The 20451-nt window shown below is 73.0% G+C and carries 16 protein-coding genes and 1 pseudogene; 6 read left to right on the forward strand and 11 right to left on the reverse strand.

The annotated features are described in order from the left end of the window. The first annotated feature begins 759 nt into the window (after positions 1 to 759). A complete protein-coding gene (locus ACFV4P_RS09090) occupies positions 760 to 1407 on the forward strand; it encodes a hypothetical protein (RefSeq protein ID WP_380468932.1) in 648 nt (215 codons plus the stop codon). A 19-nt stretch (positions 1408 to 1426) separates the two neighbouring features. Here ACFV4P_RS09090 and ACFV4P_RS09095 read toward each other — a convergent pair whose 3' ends face one another. Further along, on the reverse strand, positions 1427 to 2368 hold the full coding sequence (locus tag ACFV4P_RS09095) for a LysR family transcriptional regulator (protein WP_380468933.1): 942 nt from the start codon (positions 2366 to 2368) through the stop codon (positions 1427 to 1429). A 99-nt stretch (positions 2369 to 2467) separates the two neighbouring features. Here ACFV4P_RS09095 and pcaD point away from each other — a divergent pair, with 99 nt between their 5' ends. Continuing rightward, positions 2468 to 3313 carry a 3-oxoadipate enol-lactonase gene (gene pcaD / locus ACFV4P_RS09100; protein WP_380468935.1) on the forward strand — a complete coding sequence of 282 codons (846 nt, stop codon included), beginning with the start codon at positions 2468 to 2470 and terminating at the stop codon, positions 3311 to 3313. A 91-nt stretch (positions 3314 to 3404) separates the two neighbouring features. On the opposite strand, the gene ACFV4P_RS09105 is transcribed toward pcaD, so the two are convergent. From ACFV4P_RS09105 to ACFV4P_RS09135, 7 genes are all read right to left on the reverse strand, one after another. Continuing rightward, entirely contained in the window at positions 3405 to 4751 is a 1347-nt protein-coding gene (locus ACFV4P_RS09105; RefSeq protein ID WP_380468937.1) for a DUF2252 domain-containing protein, read from the reverse strand. A gap of 114 nt (positions 4752 to 4865) precedes the next feature. Next, entirely contained in the window at positions 4866 to 6272 is a 1407-nt protein-coding gene (lpdA, locus tag ACFV4P_RS09110) for a dihydrolipoyl dehydrogenase (protein ID WP_380468940.1), read from the reverse strand. Positions 6273 to 6350: 78 nt separating this feature from the next. Then, positions 6351 to 7658, reverse strand: coding sequence for a M1 family metallopeptidase (locus tag ACFV4P_RS09115; protein ID WP_380468943.1), 1308 nt, complete (start codon positions 7656 to 7658; stop codon positions 6351 to 6353). Further along, a complete protein-coding gene (locus ACFV4P_RS09120; RefSeq protein WP_380468945.1) occupies positions 7655 to 11578 on the reverse strand; it encodes a Pls/PosA family non-ribosomal peptide synthetase in 3924 nt (1307 codons plus the stop codon). Before ACFV4P_RS09120 ends, ACFV4P_RS09115 begins: the two co-directional genes overlap by 4 nt. Positions 11579 to 11737: 159 nt before the next feature. After that, a complete protein-coding gene (locus ACFV4P_RS09125; protein WP_380469137.1) occupies positions 11738 to 13702 on the reverse strand; it encodes an APC family permease in 1965 nt (654 codons plus the stop codon). A 231-nt stretch (positions 13703 to 13933) separates the two neighbouring features. Next, complete coding sequence (locus ACFV4P_RS09130; RefSeq protein WP_380468947.1) at positions 13934 to 14494, reverse strand: DUF421 domain-containing protein; 561 nt, start codon at positions 14492 to 14494, stop codon at positions 13934 to 13936. An 84-nt stretch (positions 14495 to 14578) separates the two neighbouring features. Next, the gene (locus ACFV4P_RS09135) at positions 14579 to 15148 is read right to left on the reverse strand and encodes an O-methyltransferase (protein WP_380468950.1); all 570 of its coding nucleotides are present in this window, start codon (positions 15146 to 15148) and stop codon (positions 14579 to 14581) included. A gap of 209 nt (positions 15149 to 15357) precedes the next feature. On the opposite strand from ACFV4P_RS09135, the gene ACFV4P_RS09140 reads away from it, so the two are divergent. Continuing rightward, on the forward strand, positions 15358 to 16137 hold the full coding sequence (locus tag ACFV4P_RS09140) for a VOC family protein (protein WP_073809304.1): 780 nt from the start codon (positions 15358 to 15360) through the stop codon (positions 16135 to 16137). Positions 16138 to 16325: 188 nt separating this feature from the next. On the opposite strand, the gene ACFV4P_RS09145 is transcribed toward ACFV4P_RS09140, so the two are convergent. Together ACFV4P_RS09145 and ACFV4P_RS09150 are read right to left on the reverse strand one after the other, a co-directional pair. Further along, the gene (locus ACFV4P_RS09145) at positions 16326 to 17228 is read right to left on the reverse strand and encodes a M56 family metallopeptidase (protein WP_380468953.1); all 903 of its coding nucleotides are present in this window, start codon (positions 17226 to 17228) and stop codon (positions 16326 to 16328) included. Positions 17229 to 17356: 128 nt separating this feature from the next. Beyond that, positions 17357 to 17716 (reverse strand): annotated as a pseudogene (locus ACFV4P_RS09150) (BlaI/MecI/CopY family transcriptional regulator); the annotation flags it as partial. 144 nt (positions 17717 to 17860) lie between these two features. On the opposite strand from ACFV4P_RS09150, the gene ACFV4P_RS09155 reads away from it, so the two are divergent. After that, entirely contained in the window at positions 17861 to 18886 is a 1026-nt protein-coding gene (locus ACFV4P_RS09155) for an NlpC/P60 family protein (protein WP_380468955.1), read from the forward strand. Between the two features lie 52 nt (positions 18887 to 18938). Next, the gene (locus ACFV4P_RS09160) at positions 18939 to 19106 is read left to right on the forward strand and encodes a hypothetical protein (protein ID WP_198953243.1); all 168 of its coding nucleotides are present in this window, start codon (positions 18939 to 18941) and stop codon (positions 19104 to 19106) included. An 8-nt stretch (positions 19107 to 19114) separates the two neighbouring features. Here the strand turns inward: ACFV4P_RS09160 and ACFV4P_RS09165 are convergent, their stop codons facing one another. Next, on the reverse strand, positions 19115 to 19846 hold the full coding sequence (locus tag ACFV4P_RS09165) for a dienelactone hydrolase family protein (protein WP_380468957.1): 732 nt from the start codon (positions 19844 to 19846) through the stop codon (positions 19115 to 19117). Positions 19847 to 19923: 77 nt separating this feature from the next. Here ACFV4P_RS09165 and ACFV4P_RS09170 point away from each other — a divergent pair, with 77 nt between their 5' ends. Further along, a complete protein-coding gene (locus ACFV4P_RS09170) occupies positions 19924 to 20439 on the forward strand; it encodes a GNAT family N-acetyltransferase (protein WP_380468959.1) in 516 nt (171 codons plus the stop codon). Positions 20440 to 20451 lie beyond the last annotated feature (12 nt).

Genomic DNA, 20451 nt, shown 5'->3' on the forward strand with positions numbered 1-20451 from the left:
GACGTTCGCCATGGTGTGCTCCTCTGTGGTGTGTGCTTCCTCCGCCCGACCGGTCGGCCGGCGCGGTATGGCGGCAATGCGCCGCCGGACTTCAGAAGACCTGTGCGGGTCAGCAGCTGTGCGAGTCGCAGGACGAGATGCTCCAGGACTCCTGGTCCTTGGTCGCGTCGCCCTCGGCGGTGATCATCTTCTGCAGGTTCAGGACGTTCGCCATGGAGTGCTCCTCTGCGGTGTGTGCTTCGTCCGCCCGGCCGGTCGGCCGGCGCGGTATGGCGGCAATGCGCCGCCGGACTTCAGAAGACCGCTGCGGGTCAGCAGCTGTGCGAGTCGCAGGACGAGACGCTGACGGCGTCCTGGTCCTTGGTCGCGTCGCCCTCGGCGGTGATCATCTTCTGCAGGTTCAGGACGTTCGCCATGGTGTGCTCCTCTGCGGCATGTGCTTCGTCCGCCCGGCCGGTCGGCCGGCGCGGTATGGCGGCAGTGCGCCACCGAGGCCCCGAAGGCCTCTGCGGGTCAGCAGCTGTGCGAGTCGCAAGAGGAGATGCTCCAGGACTCCTCGGGCTCGGTCTTGCCGCCCTCGACGGTGATCATCTTCTGCAGGTTCAGGACGTTCGCCATGGTGTGCTCCTCGGTGTGTTTCCCTCCGCCCGTCCGGTCGGCCGGTGCGGTGTGAGACAAGAACACCAGGGCCCGCTCCGAGAGCACTCCGAGAGCACTCCGAAGCCTCCGCCGACAGTGCCGCGTGACAGACTCCGCGCCATGAACATCACTGCCACGCCCCATAGTTGGGACGAATCCGTCACGCTCTTCGAGAGCCGCGGACTACCTCTGAGCAGCTACCAGAACCTCTACGACGAGACCTACGACGTCCACTCCGGCAGCCTGGCCGTCACCGGCCCGCTCGACCTGGACGCGACCGAGCCGTACGGCACCGGGTTCGTGATCGACGGCGACCTGGAGGTGACCGGCGCGATCCTCAACGTGGACGACGGCTGCCCGGCGCTGGTCGTCCTCGGCGACCTCACCGCCGGCGCGATCTACCTCGGCGGCGACGCCAAGCTGCTGGTCCGCGGCACCGTCCGGGTCGGCGCGTTCGTCGGCCACATGACGGACAAGCTGGTGATGATCGGCGGCGACCTGCACGCGGGCGTCACCGTCCTGTCCGCCGGGTTCTTCCCCGACGAGATCACCGGTGCCCTGACCGGCCCCGTCCTCGCCCCGCCCTACGCCCTCGCCGAGTTGGACCGCGACGACGTCGCCACCCCGCCCGCCGCCGAGATCCTCCTCCCCGCCCTCCTCGGCACCGACCAGGACGAGGACGACGACGGCTGCTTCGACGCCCCGGGCGTCCACGGCGCCCGCCTCCTCGCCCACCTGGAATCCGGCCGCCCGGTCCTGCGCGAGTGACCTGCCGCAGAGCCGGCGCCTAACGGGCCGGCGCCGCCTTCGGCCGGGGCACCCGGCCCAGCACCGGCCGCAGCACCGGCGCGTGGCGGGCCAGGAAGTCCCACAGTTGGTCGGCGACCGGGCCGTGCGGCCGGTCGCGCCGGCGGGCCGCCGAGAGCTCTTCGACCACGCCGGGGAAGTGCCGTCCGGCGATGGAGAGCAGGCGGCCGTCGCGCAGCTCCGACTCGATCAGGAACCGCGGCAGGTGCCCCCATGCCATGCCGTGCAGGATCAGCTCCTTCTTCATGAGGTGGTCCGGCACGGAGCACCTGGGCGCGCCCTCGACCAGGAAGTGCCCTTGTTCGGACGGGCGCCGCGCCGAGTCCCGGACCACGCACTGGGTGAAGGCCTGCATCCGCTGCGGCGTGATCCCGGCGTCCGGGGCGAAGGGCAGGAAGCCGGGCGCCACGACGGGCACCAGCGCGACGCGGCCGAGATCGATCCACTCCATCCGCACGTCGCTCTTGGGGACGCGGTGCACGATGAGGTCGGCCTCGTCCTCCAGCAGCCGCTCCCACGGGCCGGTCACCGTCTCGAACTGCAGGTGCAGGCGCGTCTGCGGGCGTCCCGCGAAGAAGCCGCCGAGCAGCGCCAGCACCGGCGGCAGCGGGCACAGGTCCCCGAGCACCACGCGCAGCTCGGCCTCCTCGCCCACCGCCAGCTGCGCGGCGAAGATCTGCAGCTCCTCGGCCTCGTGCAGCAGGAGGCGCACCTTGCGGTGGAAGGCCTGCCCCGCCTCGGTGAGCCGCACCCGGTAGCCCGAGCGGTCCAGCAGCTCCAGGCCCAACTGGCGTTCGAGCTTGGCCACCGCCGCGAAGACCGACGGATGCGAGCGGTGCAGCCGCTCGGCGGCGGCCTGGAAGCCGCCGTCGCTCACGACGGCGTCGAAGCACTGCAACTCGTGGAGCGTGAAGTCGGACATTGTCCGGGCAACCTACAGGCTTCTGCCGATCTTTGTCATAGAACTCTGCGGGCGGCGTTCCTAGGCTGAGCACATAGCCGCTGGACCACTGGAGCCGAGATGACTTCCCAGACCCCCACCGCCGCCACCACCGCCACCGCCACCACCGCCGCCACCACCGCCGTCACCACCGGCGACGGCGTCCGCATCGCCTACCGCTTCGACGGCGACGAGAACAAGCCGGTGCTGCTGCTCTCGAACTCCATCGGGACCGACCTGCACATGTGGGACGGCCAAGTGCCGGCCCTCACCGAGCACTTCCGGCTGCTGCGCTACGACGCGCGCGGCCACGGCGCCTCCGACGTCCCGAGCGGCCCGTACTCGCTGGACCGGCTGGGGCGCGACGTGGTGGAACTGCTGGACGCGGTGGGCCTGCAACGGGTCCACGTGCTGGGCCTGTCCCTCGGCGGAATCGTGGCGCAGTGGCTGGGGATCCACGTTCCGGAGCGGGTCGACCGCCTGGTGCTCTCGAACACCGCCGCGCACCTCGGCCCGGCGGGCCAGTGGGACCGGCCGATCGCCGACCTGCTGGAGGCCCCCGACATGCGGGCCACCGCGGAGACGTTCCTGCGCAACTGGTTCCCGGCCCACCTGCTGGACGGGGGCGACGAGACGGTCGAGGGCTTCCGCCGCACCCTGCTCGCCACCCGACGCGAGGGCGTGGCCGGCAGCTGGGCCGCGGTACGCGACTTCGACCTGCGCCGCACCGTCGCGCTCATCGGCAGCCCGACGCTGGTCATCGCCGGCGAGCACGACACCGTCACCACGGCCGCCCACGGACGGGAGATCGCCGCCACCGTCCCCGGCGCACGGTTCACCGTCCTGCCCACGGTCCACCTGGGGAACGTCGAACGGCCGGCGGAATTCGTGGACGCCGTGGTGGCCTTCCTCGGCGAACGCCCCTGACGGCCACCGCCGGTGACCAGGACGAGTCACACCCCGACCGACGCCGAACCTCCGACCCGGGTCGCCGGCCGTTCGCGTCGGCCGGTGGGGGTCAGGCGTTCTGAACCTGGACCTCGCCGGTGGCGACGGCCTCGGTGAGGCGGGTGTGGTCGGCGGCGTTGAGCCGGGTGTAGTGGTGGGCGAAGGCGGCGATCGCACGGTCGAAGGTGTCGCCGCGGCCGAGGTAGGCGGCGAGGGCGATGCGGTCGCCGGAGCGGGCGTGGGCGCGGGCCAGGGCGGTGCCGCAGAGGGCCGCGTAGGCGCGGAAGGTGCGGGTGGTCATGGTGCCGACCTCCGCGGTGCCCTTCATGTCGCGCAGTTGCCGCCAGTAGAAGTGGCGGTCGGCGGGGCCGGTCATCCAGCCGAGGAAGATGTCGCTGGTGGCCTGGATGAGCTGCTGCCCGGCGACCACCCGCTCGCCGTGGTGCCGGTACCGGCAGGGCGCCAGATGGGGTTCGAGGACGGACGCCAGGGCCTCCTTGACCTGGAGGATCAGCGGGTCGGCGGCGTCCCGTCCTTCCAGCAGCACGATGTAGCAGCGGGTGCCGACGCTGCCGACGCCGACCACCTTGCGGGCGACGTCCACGAAGCGGTAGCGGTCGAGCAGGCGGCGGCGGTCGTCGGGGAGGCTGTCGGCGTAGTCGGTGAGCAGGCCGCGCACCTCGTCGGTGTCGAAGCCCATGTGCTCGACCAGCGGGGGCTGGTCCTTGAAGCGGCGGCGGCCGCTCGCGGTGGTCTCGGTGAGCTTGCCGGCGGCCTGGAGGCTGTCGCGGCGGCGGGCGGAGGCGAGGCCGGCCTCGATCCGGCGGCGGGGCTTGCCCTTGAGGGTGTCGGCCAGGCGCTGGGCGTCGATGCGCCGGTACCAGACGGCGAGTTCGCCGAGGCGGGCGAGTTCGCGGAGGTGTTCGCGGTAGGCGCGGACGGCGTCCAGCACCACCTGGTGGGCGTCCTCGGGGCCCTCGCCGTTCTCCCGGGCGGCGACGGCGAGACTGGCGGCGAGCCGCTGCACGTCCCATTCGAACGGGCCGGGCAGGGTCTCGTCGAAGTCGTTGAGGTCGAACACCAGGGCGCGTTCGGGCGAGGCGAACAGCCCGAAGTTGACCAGGTGGGCGTCGCCGCAGAGTTGGACGGTGAGGCCGCTGGTGGGGGCGGTGGCGAGGTCGTTCGCCATGACGGCGGCCGCGCCGCGCAGGAACGCGAACGGGGAGGCGGCCATCCGGCCGTTGCGGATCGGGACGAGTTCGGGCACCCGGTCGGCGGCCTGCGCGCGCAGCACGTCGAGCGGGTCGGGCCGGTCGGCGGCGGCCCGCCAGTGGCCGGCGGTGGAGCGCGGGGCGTGCTTGCGGGCGGCGCGGCCGATCTCGGTGCGCTCCTCGACCGTCAGGTACGGGACGTCCATGCGGGCCGACTCCTCGCGTCCGGGGGGGTGGTGGACGCAGAACGTACCGCCCCGGCGCCTTCCGTCGGGGGACGGAGGACGCCGGGGCGGGCCGGGCTCACCCGAACAGGGGAACTACATGTTGATCATGTGGCCGGCCAGGCCGTGCACGGCCTCCTTGACGGCCTCGCCGAGCGTCGGGTGGGCGTGGATGTTGCGGCCGACCTCGTGCACGGTGAGGTCCCACTGCTGGGCGAGCGTCAGCTCGGGCAGCAGCTCGGTGACCTCGGGGCCGATCAGGTGGGCGCCGAGCAGCTCGCCGTGGGTGTTGTCGCAGATCACCTTGACGAAGCCGACGGGCTGGCCGAGGCCGTGCGCCTTGCCGTTCGCGGTGAACGGGAACTTCTGCACCTTGACGTCGTGGCCGAGCTCGCGGGCCTGCGCCTCGGTGTAGCCGAACGAGGCCACCTGCGGCTGGCAGTAGGTGGCGCGCGGGACCATCACGAAGTCGATCTCCATGGTCTCGTGCTTGCCGATGGTCTCGGCGGCGACCACGGCCATCGCCTCGGCGGCGTGCGCCAGCATCAGCTTCGCGGTGACGTCGCCGATCGCGAAGATGTGGTCGACGCTGGTGCGGCCCCGGCCGTCCACGGCGATCGCGCCGCGCTCGGTGAGCTGCACGCCGGTGACCTCCAGGCCGTAGCCCTGGGTGCGCGGCGCGAAGCCGATCGCCTGCAGGACCTTGTCGGCCTCCAGCACCTCCTGCTTGCCGTCGCGGGTGACGGTGACCCGGACCGGCTTGTTCGGGTCGGAGTCGTCGATCGCGTCGACCCGGGTGGAGGTCAGCACCTGGATGCCCAACTTACGGTACTGCTTGGCGAGTTCGGCGGAGACGTCGGCGTCCTCCAGCGGCACCATGCGGCCCAGGAACTCGACGATGGTGACCTTGACGCCGTAGTTGTGCAGCACGTACGCGAACTCGACGCCGATCGCGCCGGCGCCCGCGATGATGATCGACTCCGGGAGCTGCTCGGTGAGGATCTGCTCCTCGTAGGTGACGACCCGCTCGCTGAGCGAGGTGCCCGGCAGCAGCCGGGTGGTGGCGCCCGCGGCGATGATGCAGTGGTCGAAGGTGACCAGTTCGAACCCGCCGCCGCGCAGCGCGACCTGCAGGGTGTGGTCGTCGACGAAGGTGCCCCAGCCGTCGTACTCCGTGATGTCGTTCTTCTTCATCAGGTAGTGGACGCCCTTGACCCGGCCGTCGGCGACCTGCCGGGAGCGGCTGAACGCCTTGCCGTAGTCGAAGGACACCTTGCCCTCGACCCGGATGCCGAACAGGTCGGCCTCCTTCAGCACGGTGTGCGCGAGCTCGGCGTTGCGCAGCAGCGCCTTGGAGGGGATGCAGCCGACGTTCAGGCAGACGCCGCCCCAGTACTTGGCTTCGATCACGGCGGCGCGCAGACCGAGCTGGGAGGCGCGGACGGCGGCGGTGTAGCCGCCGGGGCCGGCGCCCAGGACGACCACGTCGTAGTGCGTGCTCATGTTCCTCGTTCCTCCGAAGACTTCGACAACCGACGGTGGCTTCGCGGCCATGGGGTCAGTACATCAGGTCACGAACAGTCAGAGCTCGGGGAGGTCGGGCAGTGCGGGCCGGAACAGCCAGTCGTCGAGCAGCGGGCGCAGCGGGCGGTCGGTGTAGTGCGAGGCGTGGGCGGCGAAGTCGTCGGTGGTGACGACGGAGTGCCGGTGGGCGGTGGCCCAGCCGTGCAGCAGGCGGAAGAACGCGGCGTCGCCGAGGGCGCTGCGCAGGGCGTGCACGGTGAGGCCGCCGCGTTCGTACACCCGGTCGTCGAACATGTGCCGTTTGCCGGGGTCGCCGATGGCGAGGTCCTGGGGCAGGCCGCGCAGTTGGCGGTGGGCGTCGGCGGCCCTGGCCTGCGCGGTGGGGCCTCCGGTGCGCTCGGACCACAGCCATTCGGCGTACTTGGCGAAACCTTCGTTGAGCCAGATGTGCCGCCAGTCGGCGATGGTGACGCTGTTGCCGAACCACTGGTGGGCGAGTTCGTGGGCGACCAGGCGTTCCCAGCCGCGCTGCCCGTCGACGTGGTTGCGGCCGAAGGTGGCCATGCCCTGGGCCTCGACGGGGACGTCGAGTTCCTCGTCGACCACGGCGACGGTGTACTCGCCGAACGGGTACGGGCCGAACAGTTCCTCGAACAGGCTCATCATCTGCGGCTGCCGGCCGAAGTCGTGCTCGAACGCGGCCTGCAACGCCAGCGGCACCCAGGCGATCTGCGGGACGGTCCCGGGGACGCGTTCGGTCAGCGGGAACTCGCGCAGCGGGGCGATCGCCAGCCCGACCAGGTAGGACGCGGCGGGCGCGGGCTGTTCGTAGACCCAGGTGGTGGCGGAGGAGCGGGTGGTGCGGCTGAGCAGCCGTCCGCCGGTGACGACGGTGTACGGGGTCGCGGTGGTGACGGTCAGCTGGTAGGCGGCCTTGTCGGCGGGCCGGTCGTTGCACGGGAACCAGGACGGCGCGCCGATCGGCTGGGAGGCGACGAGGGCGCCGTCCTCGATCTCCTCGAAGCCGACGCCGCCCCACGGGCTGCGGACCGGGCGCGGGTTGCCGGACCAGTGCACCTCGCAGGTGAAGTGCGCGCCGGCGGCGAGGGCCTTGGCGGGCTTGATCCGCAGTTTGCCGTCGCGGTGCGCGTAGTGCGCGGGCCGGCCGTCGACGAGGACCTTGCCGAGCCGGAACGCGGCCAGGTCGAGGGTGAACTCGCGCAGCGGCTCCGGCCCCGCTATGGCGGAGATCCGGGCGGAGGCGGCCAGCCGGTTGGGGCCGGGCCGGTAGTCGAGGGCGAGTTCGTAGCGGTGGGCGCGGTAGCGGGGGTCCCCGTTGCGGGGGAAGTACGGGTCGGCGCTCACCGGTGCGTGTCCCCCTGCTGCGTGTCCCCCTGGTGCGCGTCCGCCTGGTGCGCGTCCGCCTGGTGCGCGTCTTCCTGGTGCGCGTCTTCCTGGTGCGCGTCCTCCTGCTGCCAGGCCTCGATCGGGTTGCCGAGCCAGCGGGTGTCGGCGGGCACCGTCTCGGCGCGCATCACCAGGGACGCCGGGCCGAGGGTGGTGCGTTCGCCGACGGTGCTGCCGGGCAGCACGATCCCGCCCGGGCCCAGGGTGGATCCGGCGCGGAGCTCCACCGTGTCCAGCCGCATGATCCGGTCGTGGAAGAGGTGCGTCTGTAGGACGCAGCCCCGGTTGACGCTGACGCCGTCGCCGAGGGTGACCAGGTCGGCCTCGGGCAGCCAGTAGCTCTCGCTCCACACGCCGCGCCCGATCCGGGCGCCGAGCGAACGCAGCCACAGCGTCATCAGGGGCGTGCCGGCGGTGCGGCCGACCAGCCAGGGCACGGCCAGCACCTCGGTGAAGGTGTCGGCGAGCTCGTTGCGCCACACGAAGGCGGACCACAGCGGGTGCTCGACGGCCCGGAAGCGGCCGACCAGCAGCCACTTCGCGGCGGCGGAGACGGCGCAGGCGACCAGGCCGGCGGCCAGCAGGACCAGCCCGGACAGCAGCGGCCGGTCGAGCGCGCACAGCGCGGCGGCGGTCAGCACGGCCAGTGCGGCGGAGGCCAGCACGGGGACGATCCGGCCGAGTTCGGTCGCCCCGCGCGCCCAGCGCAGCCGGGCCGGGGGCTCGTAGGTGAGGGCCAGGTCGGCGGTGTCGGCGGCCCGGGGCAGCTTGACCGGCGGCATGCCCAGGTAGGAGCTGCCGCGCTTGGCCTTCTTCGGCGTCGCCGACAGCACCCCGACCAGGCCCCGGTCCGGGACGGCCCGGCCGGGCGCCGTCATGCCGGAGTTGCCGAGGAACGCCCGCTCGCCGATCTCGGCCCGCCCGATCCGCACCCAGCCGCCGCCCAGCTCGTACGGGGCGATCAGGGTGTCGTCGGCGAGGAACGCCCCGTCGCCGACCGTGGTCAGGCTGGGCAGCGCGAGGACGGTCGACACCTCGGCGCCCTTGCCGACCCGCATGCCGAGCAGCCGCAGCCACACCGGGGTGATCAGCGCGGCGTACAGCGGGAACAGCGTCTCCCGGGCCAGGTCCATCAGTTGGCTGACCGTCCACGCCTGCCAGCCGATCCGGCCGTGCAGCGGGTGGTAGCCGGTGCGCAGCCCCCGCGACAGCAGCCGGACCCCGATCAGCACCTTCGCGGCGTACGCCAGCCCGTAGGCGAGCGTGGCGGGGACGAGGGCGAGCAGCGCGCCCTTCAGGGCCTGCGCCAGGCCGTCGCCGGGGTGCACGAACTGCGCGGCGATCAGCAGGGCGGGCAGCGCGGACAGCAGCGGCAGCGCGGACAGCACGAAGCCGGTGGCGCCGTAGACGGCCGACCAGCGCAGGGTGCGCGGCGGGCGCTGCTTGGGCCAGCCGCGTTCGGCCTTGCCGGTCTTCACGGCGGGCGCGCCGGCCCAGCGCTGGCCGGTCGGGACGTGCCCGGTGACGCCGGAGCCGGGCGCGACCTCGGCCCGCTTGCCGATCTTCGCGCCGGGCAGCAGCGTCGAGCGGGTGCCGACCACGGCGCCCGCGCCGATCCGCAGCGCGCCGATCTCCAGCCGGTCGCCGTCCAGCCAGTGGCCGGACAGGTCCACCTCGTTCTCGATCGAGCAGCCCTTGCCGAGCCGCAGCAGGCCGGTCACCGGCGGCAGCGCGTGCAGGTCGACGTCCGGGGCGACCCGGCAGCCCAGTGCCCGCGCGTACCTGACCAGCCACGACCCGGACAGCTGCACCGCGCCCGACGCCTCCGCCAGCCGCTCCGCCGTCCACAGCCGCAGGTGCACGCTGCCGCCGCGCGGGTACGTGCCCGGACCGACGCCGCGCAGCAGCAGCCGGGCGCCGCCGGCGGCGATCGCCAGCCGGCCGGGCGCCGAGTACAGCAGCGCCGCGCCGGCCGCGAGCAGCCACCAGGGCGCGGTGGGCGCCCACGGGTGGTCGCCGAGCAGGTTGAGCACGGTGCCGAGGGCGGCCAGCGCCAGCGACCACTTCAGTCCGGTGAGGGTGGCCAGCGGCAGCATCAGCAGCAGTTGCAGCAGCTGGGCGCGGCGCGGCGTCGGTTCGACGGTGCGGGCCGGGCCCTCGGACTGCGCGGACCTCTCCAGCAGCCGGGCCAGCTTGCGCAGCGTCGGCTGCTGGTAGATGTCGAGCACCGAGACGGCCGGGTAGCGGCCGCGCAGCAGGGTGGTCAGTTGGGCGGCGGCGAGCGAGCCGCCGCCGATCGCGAAGAAGTCGTCGTCCGCGCCGCGCACCGGGGCGCCGAGGATCTGCGTCCACTGCTCGGCCAGCCACGCCTCGGTGCCGTACAGCTGCTCGGCGGGCCCGGAGGTCTCCAGGTCGGGCAGCGGCCAGGGCAGCGCGTCCCGGTCGACCTTGCCGGACGTCCGGGTCGGCAGGTGGTCGACGGCGGCGAGCAGCGGCACCAGCGCGGCGGGCAGCTCGGCCCGCAGCGCGGCCACGGCCGCGTCCCGGTCGAAGCCGTCCTGGACCACCAGGTAGCCGACCAGCAGCTGGTTGCCGCCGCGTGCCGTCCGGACGGCGGCTGCCGCGCCGGACACGGCGGGCAGCGCCTGGAGCGCCGCGTCCACCTCGCCCAGTTCGATCCGCCGGCCGCCCAGCTTGATCTGCTCGTCGGCCCGGCCCAGGAACACCAGCCCCTCGGGCTCGGCCCGCACCAGGTCGCCGCTGCGGTACGCCCGCTCCCAACCCAGCGCGGCCAGCGGCGCGTACTTCTCGGCGTCCTTCACCGGGTCCAGGTACCGGGCCAGGCCGACGCCGCCGATCACCAGCTGCCCGCTGCCGCCCATCGGCACCGGCGCGCCGGCCTCGTCGACGACCGCCAACTCCCAGCCGTCCAGCGGCAGTCCGATCCGGATCGGCTGCTCGCCGGTGAGCAGCGCCCCGCACGCGACGACCGTGGCCTCGGTCGGGCCGTAGGTGTTCCACACCTCGCGGCCCTCGGTGACCAGCCGCTCGGCGAGCTCCGGCGGGCACGCCTCGCCGCCGAAGATCAGCAGCCGCACCTCGTTCAGCGCCCGGGCCGGCCACAGCGCCGCCAGCGTCGGCACGGTCGAGATGACGGTGATCTCCTGCTCGGCCAGCCACGGCCCCAGGTCCGCCCCGCTGCGCACCTGGGCGCGCGGCACCGGCACCAGGCACGCGCCGTGCCGCCACGCCAGCCACATCTCCTCGCAGGACGCGTCGAACGCCACCGACAGCCCCGCCATCACCCGGTCCCCGGGCCCGATCGGCTCGTCCTGGAGGAACATCGCCGCCTCGGCGTCCACGAACGCCGCCGCGCTGCGGTGCGTCACCGCGACGCCCTTGGGGCGGCCCGTCGAACCGGACGTGAAGATGATCCACGCGTCGTGCTCCGGCGTCGGGCTCCCGGCCTGGTGCCCCGACGGCTTCACCTTCTCCAGCCGCAGGTCCGCGCCGATCACCGCGTTGACGTCCGCCTCGCCGAACACCAGCTCGGCCCGTTCGTCCGGGTCCTCGAAGTCCACCGGCACGTACGCCGCCCCCGCCGCGAGCACCCCCAGGATCGCCACGTACAGCTCGTTGCCGCCCGACGGCACCCGCACCCCGACCCGGTCCCCCAGCCCGACCCCGGCGTCCCCCAACTGCCGTGCCGTCCGCTCGACTTCGCCCAGCAGGGCGGCATAGCTCAACGTCACCCGCCCGTCGTCCAGCGCGGGCTCCTGCGGGAACGCGGCCGCCGTCGCCGCCAGCACATCCACCAGCGTCCGCGGCGGGGAGGCGGGTCGGGCACGGAACAACGCGGTGTCGGAATCGGTGATCACGGCCATACGGTCCTTGTCCTGGGTTCCCCGTCAGTCAACCTAAGGCATCTGAAACGTGACAACCCGGACAAGTCTAGGTGAACAGGGGTGCACCAAACCTCGCAGTCGAGCCCCCGACAGCACCCAGGACTGTCGGGGGCTGTCGGGGACTCTGCGGCGCTACCGCCCCCTCGTGGGCTCGCCGCGCCGGACCGCGCCCGGCGCCCGCCCCGCCGGACGGCCGGTGCGGCGGCTCGCCGAGGTCAGCTGCCAGGGCACCGAGATCACCATCACGCCGGGGGTGAACAGCAGCCGGCTCTTCAGCCACAGCGCCGACTGGTTGTGCAGGAGGTTCTCCCACCAGCGGCCGACGACGTACTCGGGGATGAAGACGGCCACCGCGTCGCCGGGCCGCTCGGCCTTCAGCTCGCGGACGTGGGCGACGACCGGCTTGGTGATCTCGCGGAAGGGCGATGCCAGCACCCGGAGCGGAACGTCCAGGCCGCTGGCGTCCCACTGCGCCCGCAGGTCGGCCGTGGCCTCCGGCTCGACGTCCACGGTGACGGCCTCGACGGTGTCCGGGCGGAAGGCCTCCGCGTAGCCGAGAGCGCGCAGGGTGGGCTTGTGGAGCTTGGAGACCAGCACCACGGCGTGGACCTGGCGGGGGCGGGAGCTCTCCGCGGCGACGTCCTCGACGGCGAGTTCGGCGGCGACGGCGTCGTAGTGGCGGCGGATGCCGCGCATGGTGAGCCAGAGCAGCAGCGCGGCGACCACGGCCAGCCACGCGCCCTGGGTGAACTTGGTGATCAGGACGATCACCAGCACCAGCGCGGTGGTGACGGCGCCCAGGCCGTTGATCAGGCGCGAGCGCTGCGCGCCGGCCCGCACCGCCGGGTCGGTCTCAGTGGCGAGGGCCCGGTTCCAGTGCCGGACCATGCCGATCTGGGAGAGCGTGAACGAGGTGAACACGCCGAGGATGTACAGGTGGATCAGGCTGGTGACGTCGGCCTTGTAGAACCAGAGCAGTCCGCCGGCCACCACGGCCAGCGCGATGATGCCGTTGGAGAAGGCCAACCGGTCGCCGCGGGTGTGGAGTTGGCGCGGCAGGTAGCGGTGCTGGGCGAGGATCGAGGCGAGCAGCGGGAAGCCGTTGAAGGCGGTGTTCGCGGCGAGGATCAGCACCAGCGCGGTCACGGCCTGGATGAAGTAGAACAGCAGCGTGTCGGAGCCGCCGAAGACGGTCGCGGCGAGCTGCGCGATCACGGTCTGCTGGGTGTACGAGTGGCAGTCGCCGGCCAGGCCGGTCAACTGGCAGGCGTCCTCGACGTAGTGGACGTGCGAGGTGAGCGCGAGCAGCGTGACGCCGGCGAACATCACCACGGCGACGACGCCCATCACGGCCATGGTGGCGGCGGCGTTGCGGGACTTGGGGGCGCGGAACGCGGGGACGCCGTTGGAGATCGCCTCGACGCCGGTGAGCGCGGTGCAGCCGGAGGCGAAGGCGCGCAGGCCGAGCATCAGCAGGCCGAGGCCCTGGAGGGTGTCCTTGCCGTCGACGGCGGCGACGCCGAGGGCGGCGGTGGGGGCCTGCGGGTTGTCGCCGAAGGCGAGGCGGATCAGGCCGGTGACGACCATCAGCAGGATGCCGCCGATGAACAGGTAGGTGGGGGCGGCGAAAGTCCGTCCGGACTCGCGGACGCCGCGCAGGTTCATCGCGGTGAGCAGCGCGACGAAGCCGACGGCCAACGCCACCCGGTACTCGGCGAGCGAGCCGAACGCGGAGATGATGTTGTCCACGCCGGAGGCCACCGAGACGGCGACCGTCATCACGTAGTCGACCAGCAGCGAAGCGGCCACCACCAGGCCGGAGTTGGCGCCGAGGTTGCGGGAGACCACCTCGTAGGAGCCGCCGCCGCTGGGGTAGGCGTGCACCACCTGCCGGTAGGACATCACCACCACGGCCATCAGGCCGATCACGCCGAGCCCGACCCAGGGGGTGAGGTAGAGGAAGGCGGTGCCGCCGACGGTGAGGACGAGCAGGATCTCGCCGGTCGCGTAGGCCACCGAGGAGAGCGGATCGGAGGCGAAGATCGGCAGCGCGAGCCGCTTGGGGAGCAGCGTCTCGCCGAGCTCCTCGCTGCGCATGGCGCGGCCGATCACGAGGCGCTTGAGCGCCTGGGGGAGGTTGAACACAGCACGGGAGCGTATGCGTCATCACCGTTAAGACAAGCAGCCCGTCCGATGGTCGGACTTACCGCATTTCCGCAGGCCAGAGCGGGTGCGGGTGATCGAATCGAAGGCCTGGACGGCGTTAACGCCTGCCGTTAAGGATTCGTCAATGTCTGCGTCAGGACACCCCAAATCGTGACAGAACGGTCATCCGGCGGCGGGCAGCCGCGCCTCGATGGCGGCCAGCACGGCCCTGAGCGCCGCCACGTCGTTCTTGTCGGCGACCTGGTCGCCGTCCTTCAGCCGCACCAGCAGGGTGCCGCCGGGTTCCAGCACGATCAGCGAGGTCTCCTCGACGGAGTCGCCGCCCTGGTGGCGGATCGCCACGTCCAGGTCCGGCACCCGGATGCCCTGCCGGGCGACCTCCCGCCGGTCGTACGCGCCGTCCCGGCCGAGCACCGTCGGCGTGCCGTCCAGCAGCCGGTTGAACCAGTCCCAGCGGGCGGCCTGCCGCACCAGCACCCAGTCGGTGAGCAGCAGCACCAGCGCCCCGTACAGGCCGCCGACCAGCGAGTTGTCGTTGCCGATCACCGCGTTCTGCACCACGTTCGACAGCAGCAGCATGACCACCAGGTCGAAGGTGTTCAGCTGCGCGAGGCCGCGTTTGCCGATCAGCCGCAGCAGCACGAGCAGCGCCAGGTAGACCAGCACGGTGCGCAGCGTCTTCTCGCTGTACGAGATCCCTGCCTGGAACATGTCGTGCCACATGCCCGCCACCGTAGGCACCGGCACGATCGGCGTCCCCCGCCCCCACGCCCGCACTCCCCCATACGGCCCACCGGCCCCTGGTAGCTATCGGCGGCGGGTGGCGAGCAGCAGGCCGGTGGAGCAGTCCAGGTAGGTGGTGTGCAGGCGGGGGTCGGTGGTGAGCCGGTCGATCAGCGTGCGGACGGCGCGGGCGTGGTCGGTGGGCCAGTTCCGCTGCGGGAGCAGGTCGTCGACCAGGTACTGGCCGCCGGTGGCGAGCAGGTCGAGCGTCCGGTCGAGGTGGTGGAACGTGCCGGGCCGGGTGTCCGCGAAGATCAGGTCGAAGCGGCGGCCGGCCAGCGCGTCGATCAGTTCGCCGCCGTCGCCGACCACCAGCTCCAGCCGCGGGTCCGCGCCCAGGTGCGCGGCCGCGACCGCCGCCACCACCGGGTCCTGTTCGACGCTGAGCAGGGTCGCGTCCGCGTCCATCCCCTCCAGCAGCCAACCGGCGGAGACGCCGGTGCCGGTGCCCAGTTCCAGGATGCGTCCGCCGGGCCGGGCCGCCGCGAGGGTGCGCAGCAGTTGGCCGGTGACCTCGTCGCACGGCGCCGCGGGCCCGGGTGTCGTACGGCCGTCGGCGGGCGTGGCGGAGTGGGAGCAGGTGGTGAGCGTCATGGCGCAGCCCTCCGGAAGTGACGGTCCGTCAGCGACTGTCCCACCGTAGCGACGACGCCCGACAGCACTCGACTTGGTCCATACCTTGGACGGCCGGCCGGGTGCGCGGCCCGGCCGCCGTCGGCGCACGTCCGGTGGCGGATCGCGGGGCGGGCCGCGAGGGTGACTGTCGGGGGTACACCGGATCGCCTCACCGGAAAGAGCGAGAAATGCCCGAAGTCACCACACCGTACGCGACCGGCACGCCGTGCTGGGTCGATCTGATGGCGAAGGACCAGCAGGCGGCGCTGGACTTCTACCGCGACCTGTTCGGCTGGCAGGGCAAGCGCGGCCCGGCCGAGTTCGGCGGGTACGCGGTCTGCGAGCTGGACGGCAAGGCAGTCGCCGGCATCGGCCCGGCGATGGCCCCCGAAGGCATGCCGGAGCCGCCGACCGTGTGGACCAGCTACCTGGCCACCACCGACGCGCAGGCCACCCAGGACGCGATCGTCGCGGCGGGCGGCACGCTGCTGGCGCCGGTGATGGACGTCGGCAAGCTGGGCCGGATGCTGATCGCGTCCGACCCGCAGGGCGCGGTGTTCGGCGTCTGGCAGCCGGGCGAGTTCTTCGGCGCCAAGGTGGTCAACGAGCCCGGCGCGGTGACCTGGAACGAGCTGCACACCAGTGACGTCCCGGCGGCCACCGCCTTCTACGGCGACGCGTTCGGCGCCGACATCGAGCCGATGGAGGGCGCGGACAACTACTGGTCGCTGAAGGTCGGCGGCCGTGACGTCGGCGGTGTCACGCTGCTGGCCAACGACCCGCCCGGCACGCCCGCGCACTGGCTGACGTACTTCTCGGTGGACGACGTGGACTCCACCGTGGACGCCCTGGTGCGCGCCGGCGGCACCGTGCTGGCCCCGCCGTTCGACATGGTCGCGGGCCGGATGACGGTGGTCACGGACCCGCAGGGAGCGCCGTTCGCGATGATCAAGCCGAAGCCGATGTAGGCCGTCGTCGCCGCCGCGCCGCAACGCGCCGCACCGCCCGTCCGGGTCCGCCCCCGGCGGGCGGTGCGGCGCGTCGCGGGGCGGGCGGCGCGGCGCGTTTTGGGGCGGGCGGTGTGGCGCGTTTTGGGGCGGGCGGTGTGGCGCGTTGCGGGGCGGGCGGTGTGGCGCGTTGCGGGGCGGGCGCGGGTTCAGGGCAGCACCGGGCCGCAGGTGAATAGCAGCGGCAGGACGGGGGCGGCGGCTGCGGCGAGGACGGCGGCGGCGCGCAGCGCGGGGTGCGGGGCGGCGGCGGGGGCGAGCAGCCGGCGGACGCGCAGCACGGCGGCGGTGCCGGCGGCGGCGAACGCGGCCTGCGGGACCTGCCCGCCGGCCACCCGGTACATGGCGGCGGCGAGCGCGGTGCGCGGGTGTCGGCGCACCGCGCGGTCGTCGGCGGCCATCTCCAGCAGCAGCGGGGTCTCCCGGGCGGCCAGCCGGGCCAGCGGCAGGAACGGGAACGCGGCGGCGAAGGCGTCCGCGGCGGTGCGGGCGAGGTGGTGGCGGCCGGTGACGTGGGCGCGTTCGTGGGCGAGCACGGCGGCCAGTTGCGGGGGCGTCAGCAGGTCGAGCGCGCCGCGGGTGAGCACGATCCGGGAGCGGCGGCCGGGCAGGCAGTACGCGGCGGGGGTGTCGTGGTCGAGGACGTGCGCGCCGAGCTCCGGGTCGCGGGCGGCGACCAGGTCGAGCAGCTGCCGGTGGCGTCGGCGGTGCCGGGCCGCGCGGGCGAGGACGGCGGCGTACCGGCCGAGCGGCCAGAGCGCGGTCGCGACGGGTGCCAGCAGTCGCCAACCGCCGTCCAGGGCCTGCCCGTCGGGGTGGTCGACGCCGCACAGGTGCATCAGGCCGGCCAGCCCGAGGTGCAGGTGTCCGCCCGGCACGGCGAGGTGGTGGACGGCCAGCACCAGCGCCGTGACGAAGGACAGCGCGAGGCCCTGCCAGAGCGCGACGGCCAGCCGGGGCGCGCGGTGCGTCCAGTGCGCCCGGGCCAGCGGCAGCGGGGCGAGGACGCCGACCAGCAGCGCGTAGCCGAGCAGGGCGAGCGCGGCGGTCACCGCGGGCTCCCCGGTTCGCCGTTGCCGGTCCGTTTGCCGCTGCCGGCCCGTTCGCGGTCGGCGGCCTGCTCGCCGCTGCCGGTCGGCTCGGCCTGATCGGTCTGATCGGTCTGATCGGCCTGCTCGGTCTGCTCGCGGTCGACGGAGTCGAGGGCGGCGCGCAGGGCGTCGAGTTCGGCGGGGGTGAGCTGTTCGACGAGGTGGGCGAGGGCGCCGGTGGGGTTGGGGCTCTCGCCGAGGACGTCGCGCATCAGGGCGGCGCTGTACGCCTCGCGGGTGCAGGCGGGCCGGTAGCTCCAGGCCCGGCCGGACTTCTCGCGGCGCAGCATGCCCTTGCGGTGCAGGATGTCGGCGACCGTCATCACGGTGGTGTAGGCGAGCGGCCGGGACCGGTTGAGGTCGTCGACGATCTCGCGGACGGTGGCGGGGCGGCCCCAGGTCCACAGGCGGTCCATGATCTCCGCCTCCAGGTCGCCGAGTCTGCGCACTGCCGTTCCGTTCCTCGTTCCGTTGTCGTCCGGCTCATCGTAGTGGGCGGGGGGTGGCTTGCCGGTCGTTCTACTGAACTACTAAGTTGTCTCGTAGTGATCGCCCGGACGGCGGGTGCCCCGATCGAGAAGTGAGACGCAGCGATGGGAACGCACCGCCGCCCCCGCCCCGCCGGACGCACCCGGACCGCCGTCCTCGGCGCGGCCGCCGGCGCGGCCGTCCTGCTGCCCTCCACCGCGGCCTGGGCCGAACCCGCCACCGGCAACCTCGACCAGGTCAAGGCGAAGGTCGACAACCTCTACGAGGACGCCGAGGCGGCCACCGAGCAGTACAACAAGATGGACGAGCAGGCAGGCCAACTCCAGGACCAGGCCCGGAAGTTGCAGGAACGGCTGGCCGACCAGCAGGGGAAGATCCTGCAACTCCAGGACACCCTGGGCGCGTTGGCCGCCGAGCAGTACCGCAGCGGCGGGATCGACCCGAGCGTGCAGCTGATGCTCAGCTCCTCCCCCGACGACTACCTGCGGCAGGCCGGCCTCCAGGACCTGGCCGGCGGCCAGCAGGCCGAGGCACTGCGCAGCGCACTGCGGCTGCAGCAGTCCATCGACCAGCAGCGGACCGAAACCGCCGCCAAACTCGCCGAGTTGGAGCAGACCCGCGCCGCGGTCTCCGCCAAGAAGACCGAGGTCAAGGCCAAGCTGGCCGAGGCGACCAACGTCCTGAACGGCCTCAAGGCCGCCGACCGGGCCCGCGTCCTCGCCGACAACGAGCCGGCCGCGTCCCGCAGTTCGTCCCGCCCCCAGCCCTACACCGGCCCCGCCACCGGCCAGGTCAAGGCGATCCTCGACTTCGCCTACGCCCAACTCGGCAAGCCCTACGGCTGGGGCGCCACCGGCCCGAACTCCTTCGACTGCTCCGGCCTCACCCAGGCCGCCTTCCGCGCCGGCGGCGTCGGCCTCCCCCGCGTCTCCCAGGACCAGTGGAACGCCGGCAAGCGCATCGCCAAGTCCGACATCCAGCCCGGCGACCTGCTCTTCTACTACAACGACCTGCACCACGTCGGCATCTACATCGGCAACGGCAAGCTCCTGCACGCCCCGCGCACCGGCAAGAACATCGAGATCGTCCCCATCGACGTCATGCCGTACATGGGCGCCGTCCGCCCCTGATCCCCGGCGCTCCCCCGGTGACCCGCGCGGGCGGGCGCAGTACAAAGGAAGCATGGGAAGACAGCTGGGCCAGGTGCTGTACGTGCTGGCGATGGTGGCGCTGATCGTCGGGCTGGATGTGGCGTTCTTCCGGGGGCACTTCTGGCCCCGGTTGATGCTGAACGTCGGGATCGTGCTGGTGTTCCTGGCGTGCTACCTGCGGTTCTTCAAACGGTCATGAGCCCTCGGTCATGAGCCCCCGGCGACGGGGACGCACTCGGTGAGCAGGGCGACGACGTCGTGCCAGGCGCGGGCGGCCTGGCGGGGGTGGTGGGCGACACCGGGGAGGACGGTGAGGCCCGCGGTGGGGTGGTGGAAGGCGTGTTCGGCACCGCCGTAGACGGTGAGGCGCCAGTCGACGCCGGCGGACTGCATCTCGGCGGTGAACTCCTCGCGGCGCTCGGCGGGCATGATCGGGTCCTCGGAACCGACGCCGGCCCAGACCGGGCAGTGGATGTTGGCGGCTTCGCCGGGGCGGCCGGTGACGAGGCCGTTGACGGTGGCGATGGCGCGCAACGGGACGCCGGCGCGGCCGAGTTCGAGAGCGATGGCGCCGCCGGTGCCGTAGCCGACGGCGGCGATCCGGTCGGGGTCGGTGCGGGGTTCGGCGCGCAGGACGTCGAGGGCGGCACGGCCGATCTCGCGCATCCGCTCGGGGGCGGCGAGCAGCGGGAGGGCCCGGTCCAGCATCTGCTGCGGGTCGCTGAACCACTCGCCGCCGTTGATGTCGAACAGCAGTGCCACGTAGCCGAGTTCGGCGAGGGCCTCGGCCCGGCGGCGCTGGAACTCGCTGATCCCGGGCCCTTCGGGGCCGATCAGCACGGCGGGCCGCCGGCCGCTGCCGGCGGGCAGCGCGAGGTGGCCGACCATGGTGAGGCCGTCGGCGGGGTAGCGGACTGTGCGGGTGGTGACCGTCGTCATGTGTCCGGACTGTACGGAGCGTCGGAACCCGCCGGTACGTTTCTTAGCTGCAGGCAGACAGGAGAGGGGCGATCGGGATGCGACTGCGGGATGTCGGGCCGGGCGACGTCGAGGCGTACCTCCGGATGCGCTGCGACCCGGTGATGATGGCCGAGTTGGGCGGGCCGCAGCCGGTCGAAGGCATGGCGGAGAAGGTTCGGCTCGATGCGGAGCGGACCGCGGCGGACGACTGGTGGGTCCGGATGATCGTGCCGGACGGCGCTCCGCCGGAGACCGTCGCGGGGACGGTGACGCTGTGGCCGCACGAGGAGGACGGGGTGCCGATCTCCGAGATCGGATGGATGGTGCTGCCGGAGTTCCAGGGCCTCGGGCTGGCCAAGCGGGCGGTGCGCAAGGTGCTCGAATCGGCCGGCCGGGACGGGCGTTGGGGCCTGGTGCACGCGTTCCCGGGGACGGGCAACGGGGCGTCGAACGGGCTGTGCCGGGCGCTGGGGTTCGAGCTGCTCGGGGAGCGCGACACGGAGTTCGCCGGGCGGGTGCTGCGGACCAATCACTGGACCGTCGACCCGGCCCGGATCAACTCCGCTTCCTGACACGCACATTGG

This window comes from Kitasatospora sp. NPDC059795 (assembly GCF_042732175.1).
In the GTDB taxonomy this organism is placed as follows: domain Bacteria; phylum Actinomycetota; class Actinomycetes; order Streptomycetales; family Streptomycetaceae; genus Kitasatospora.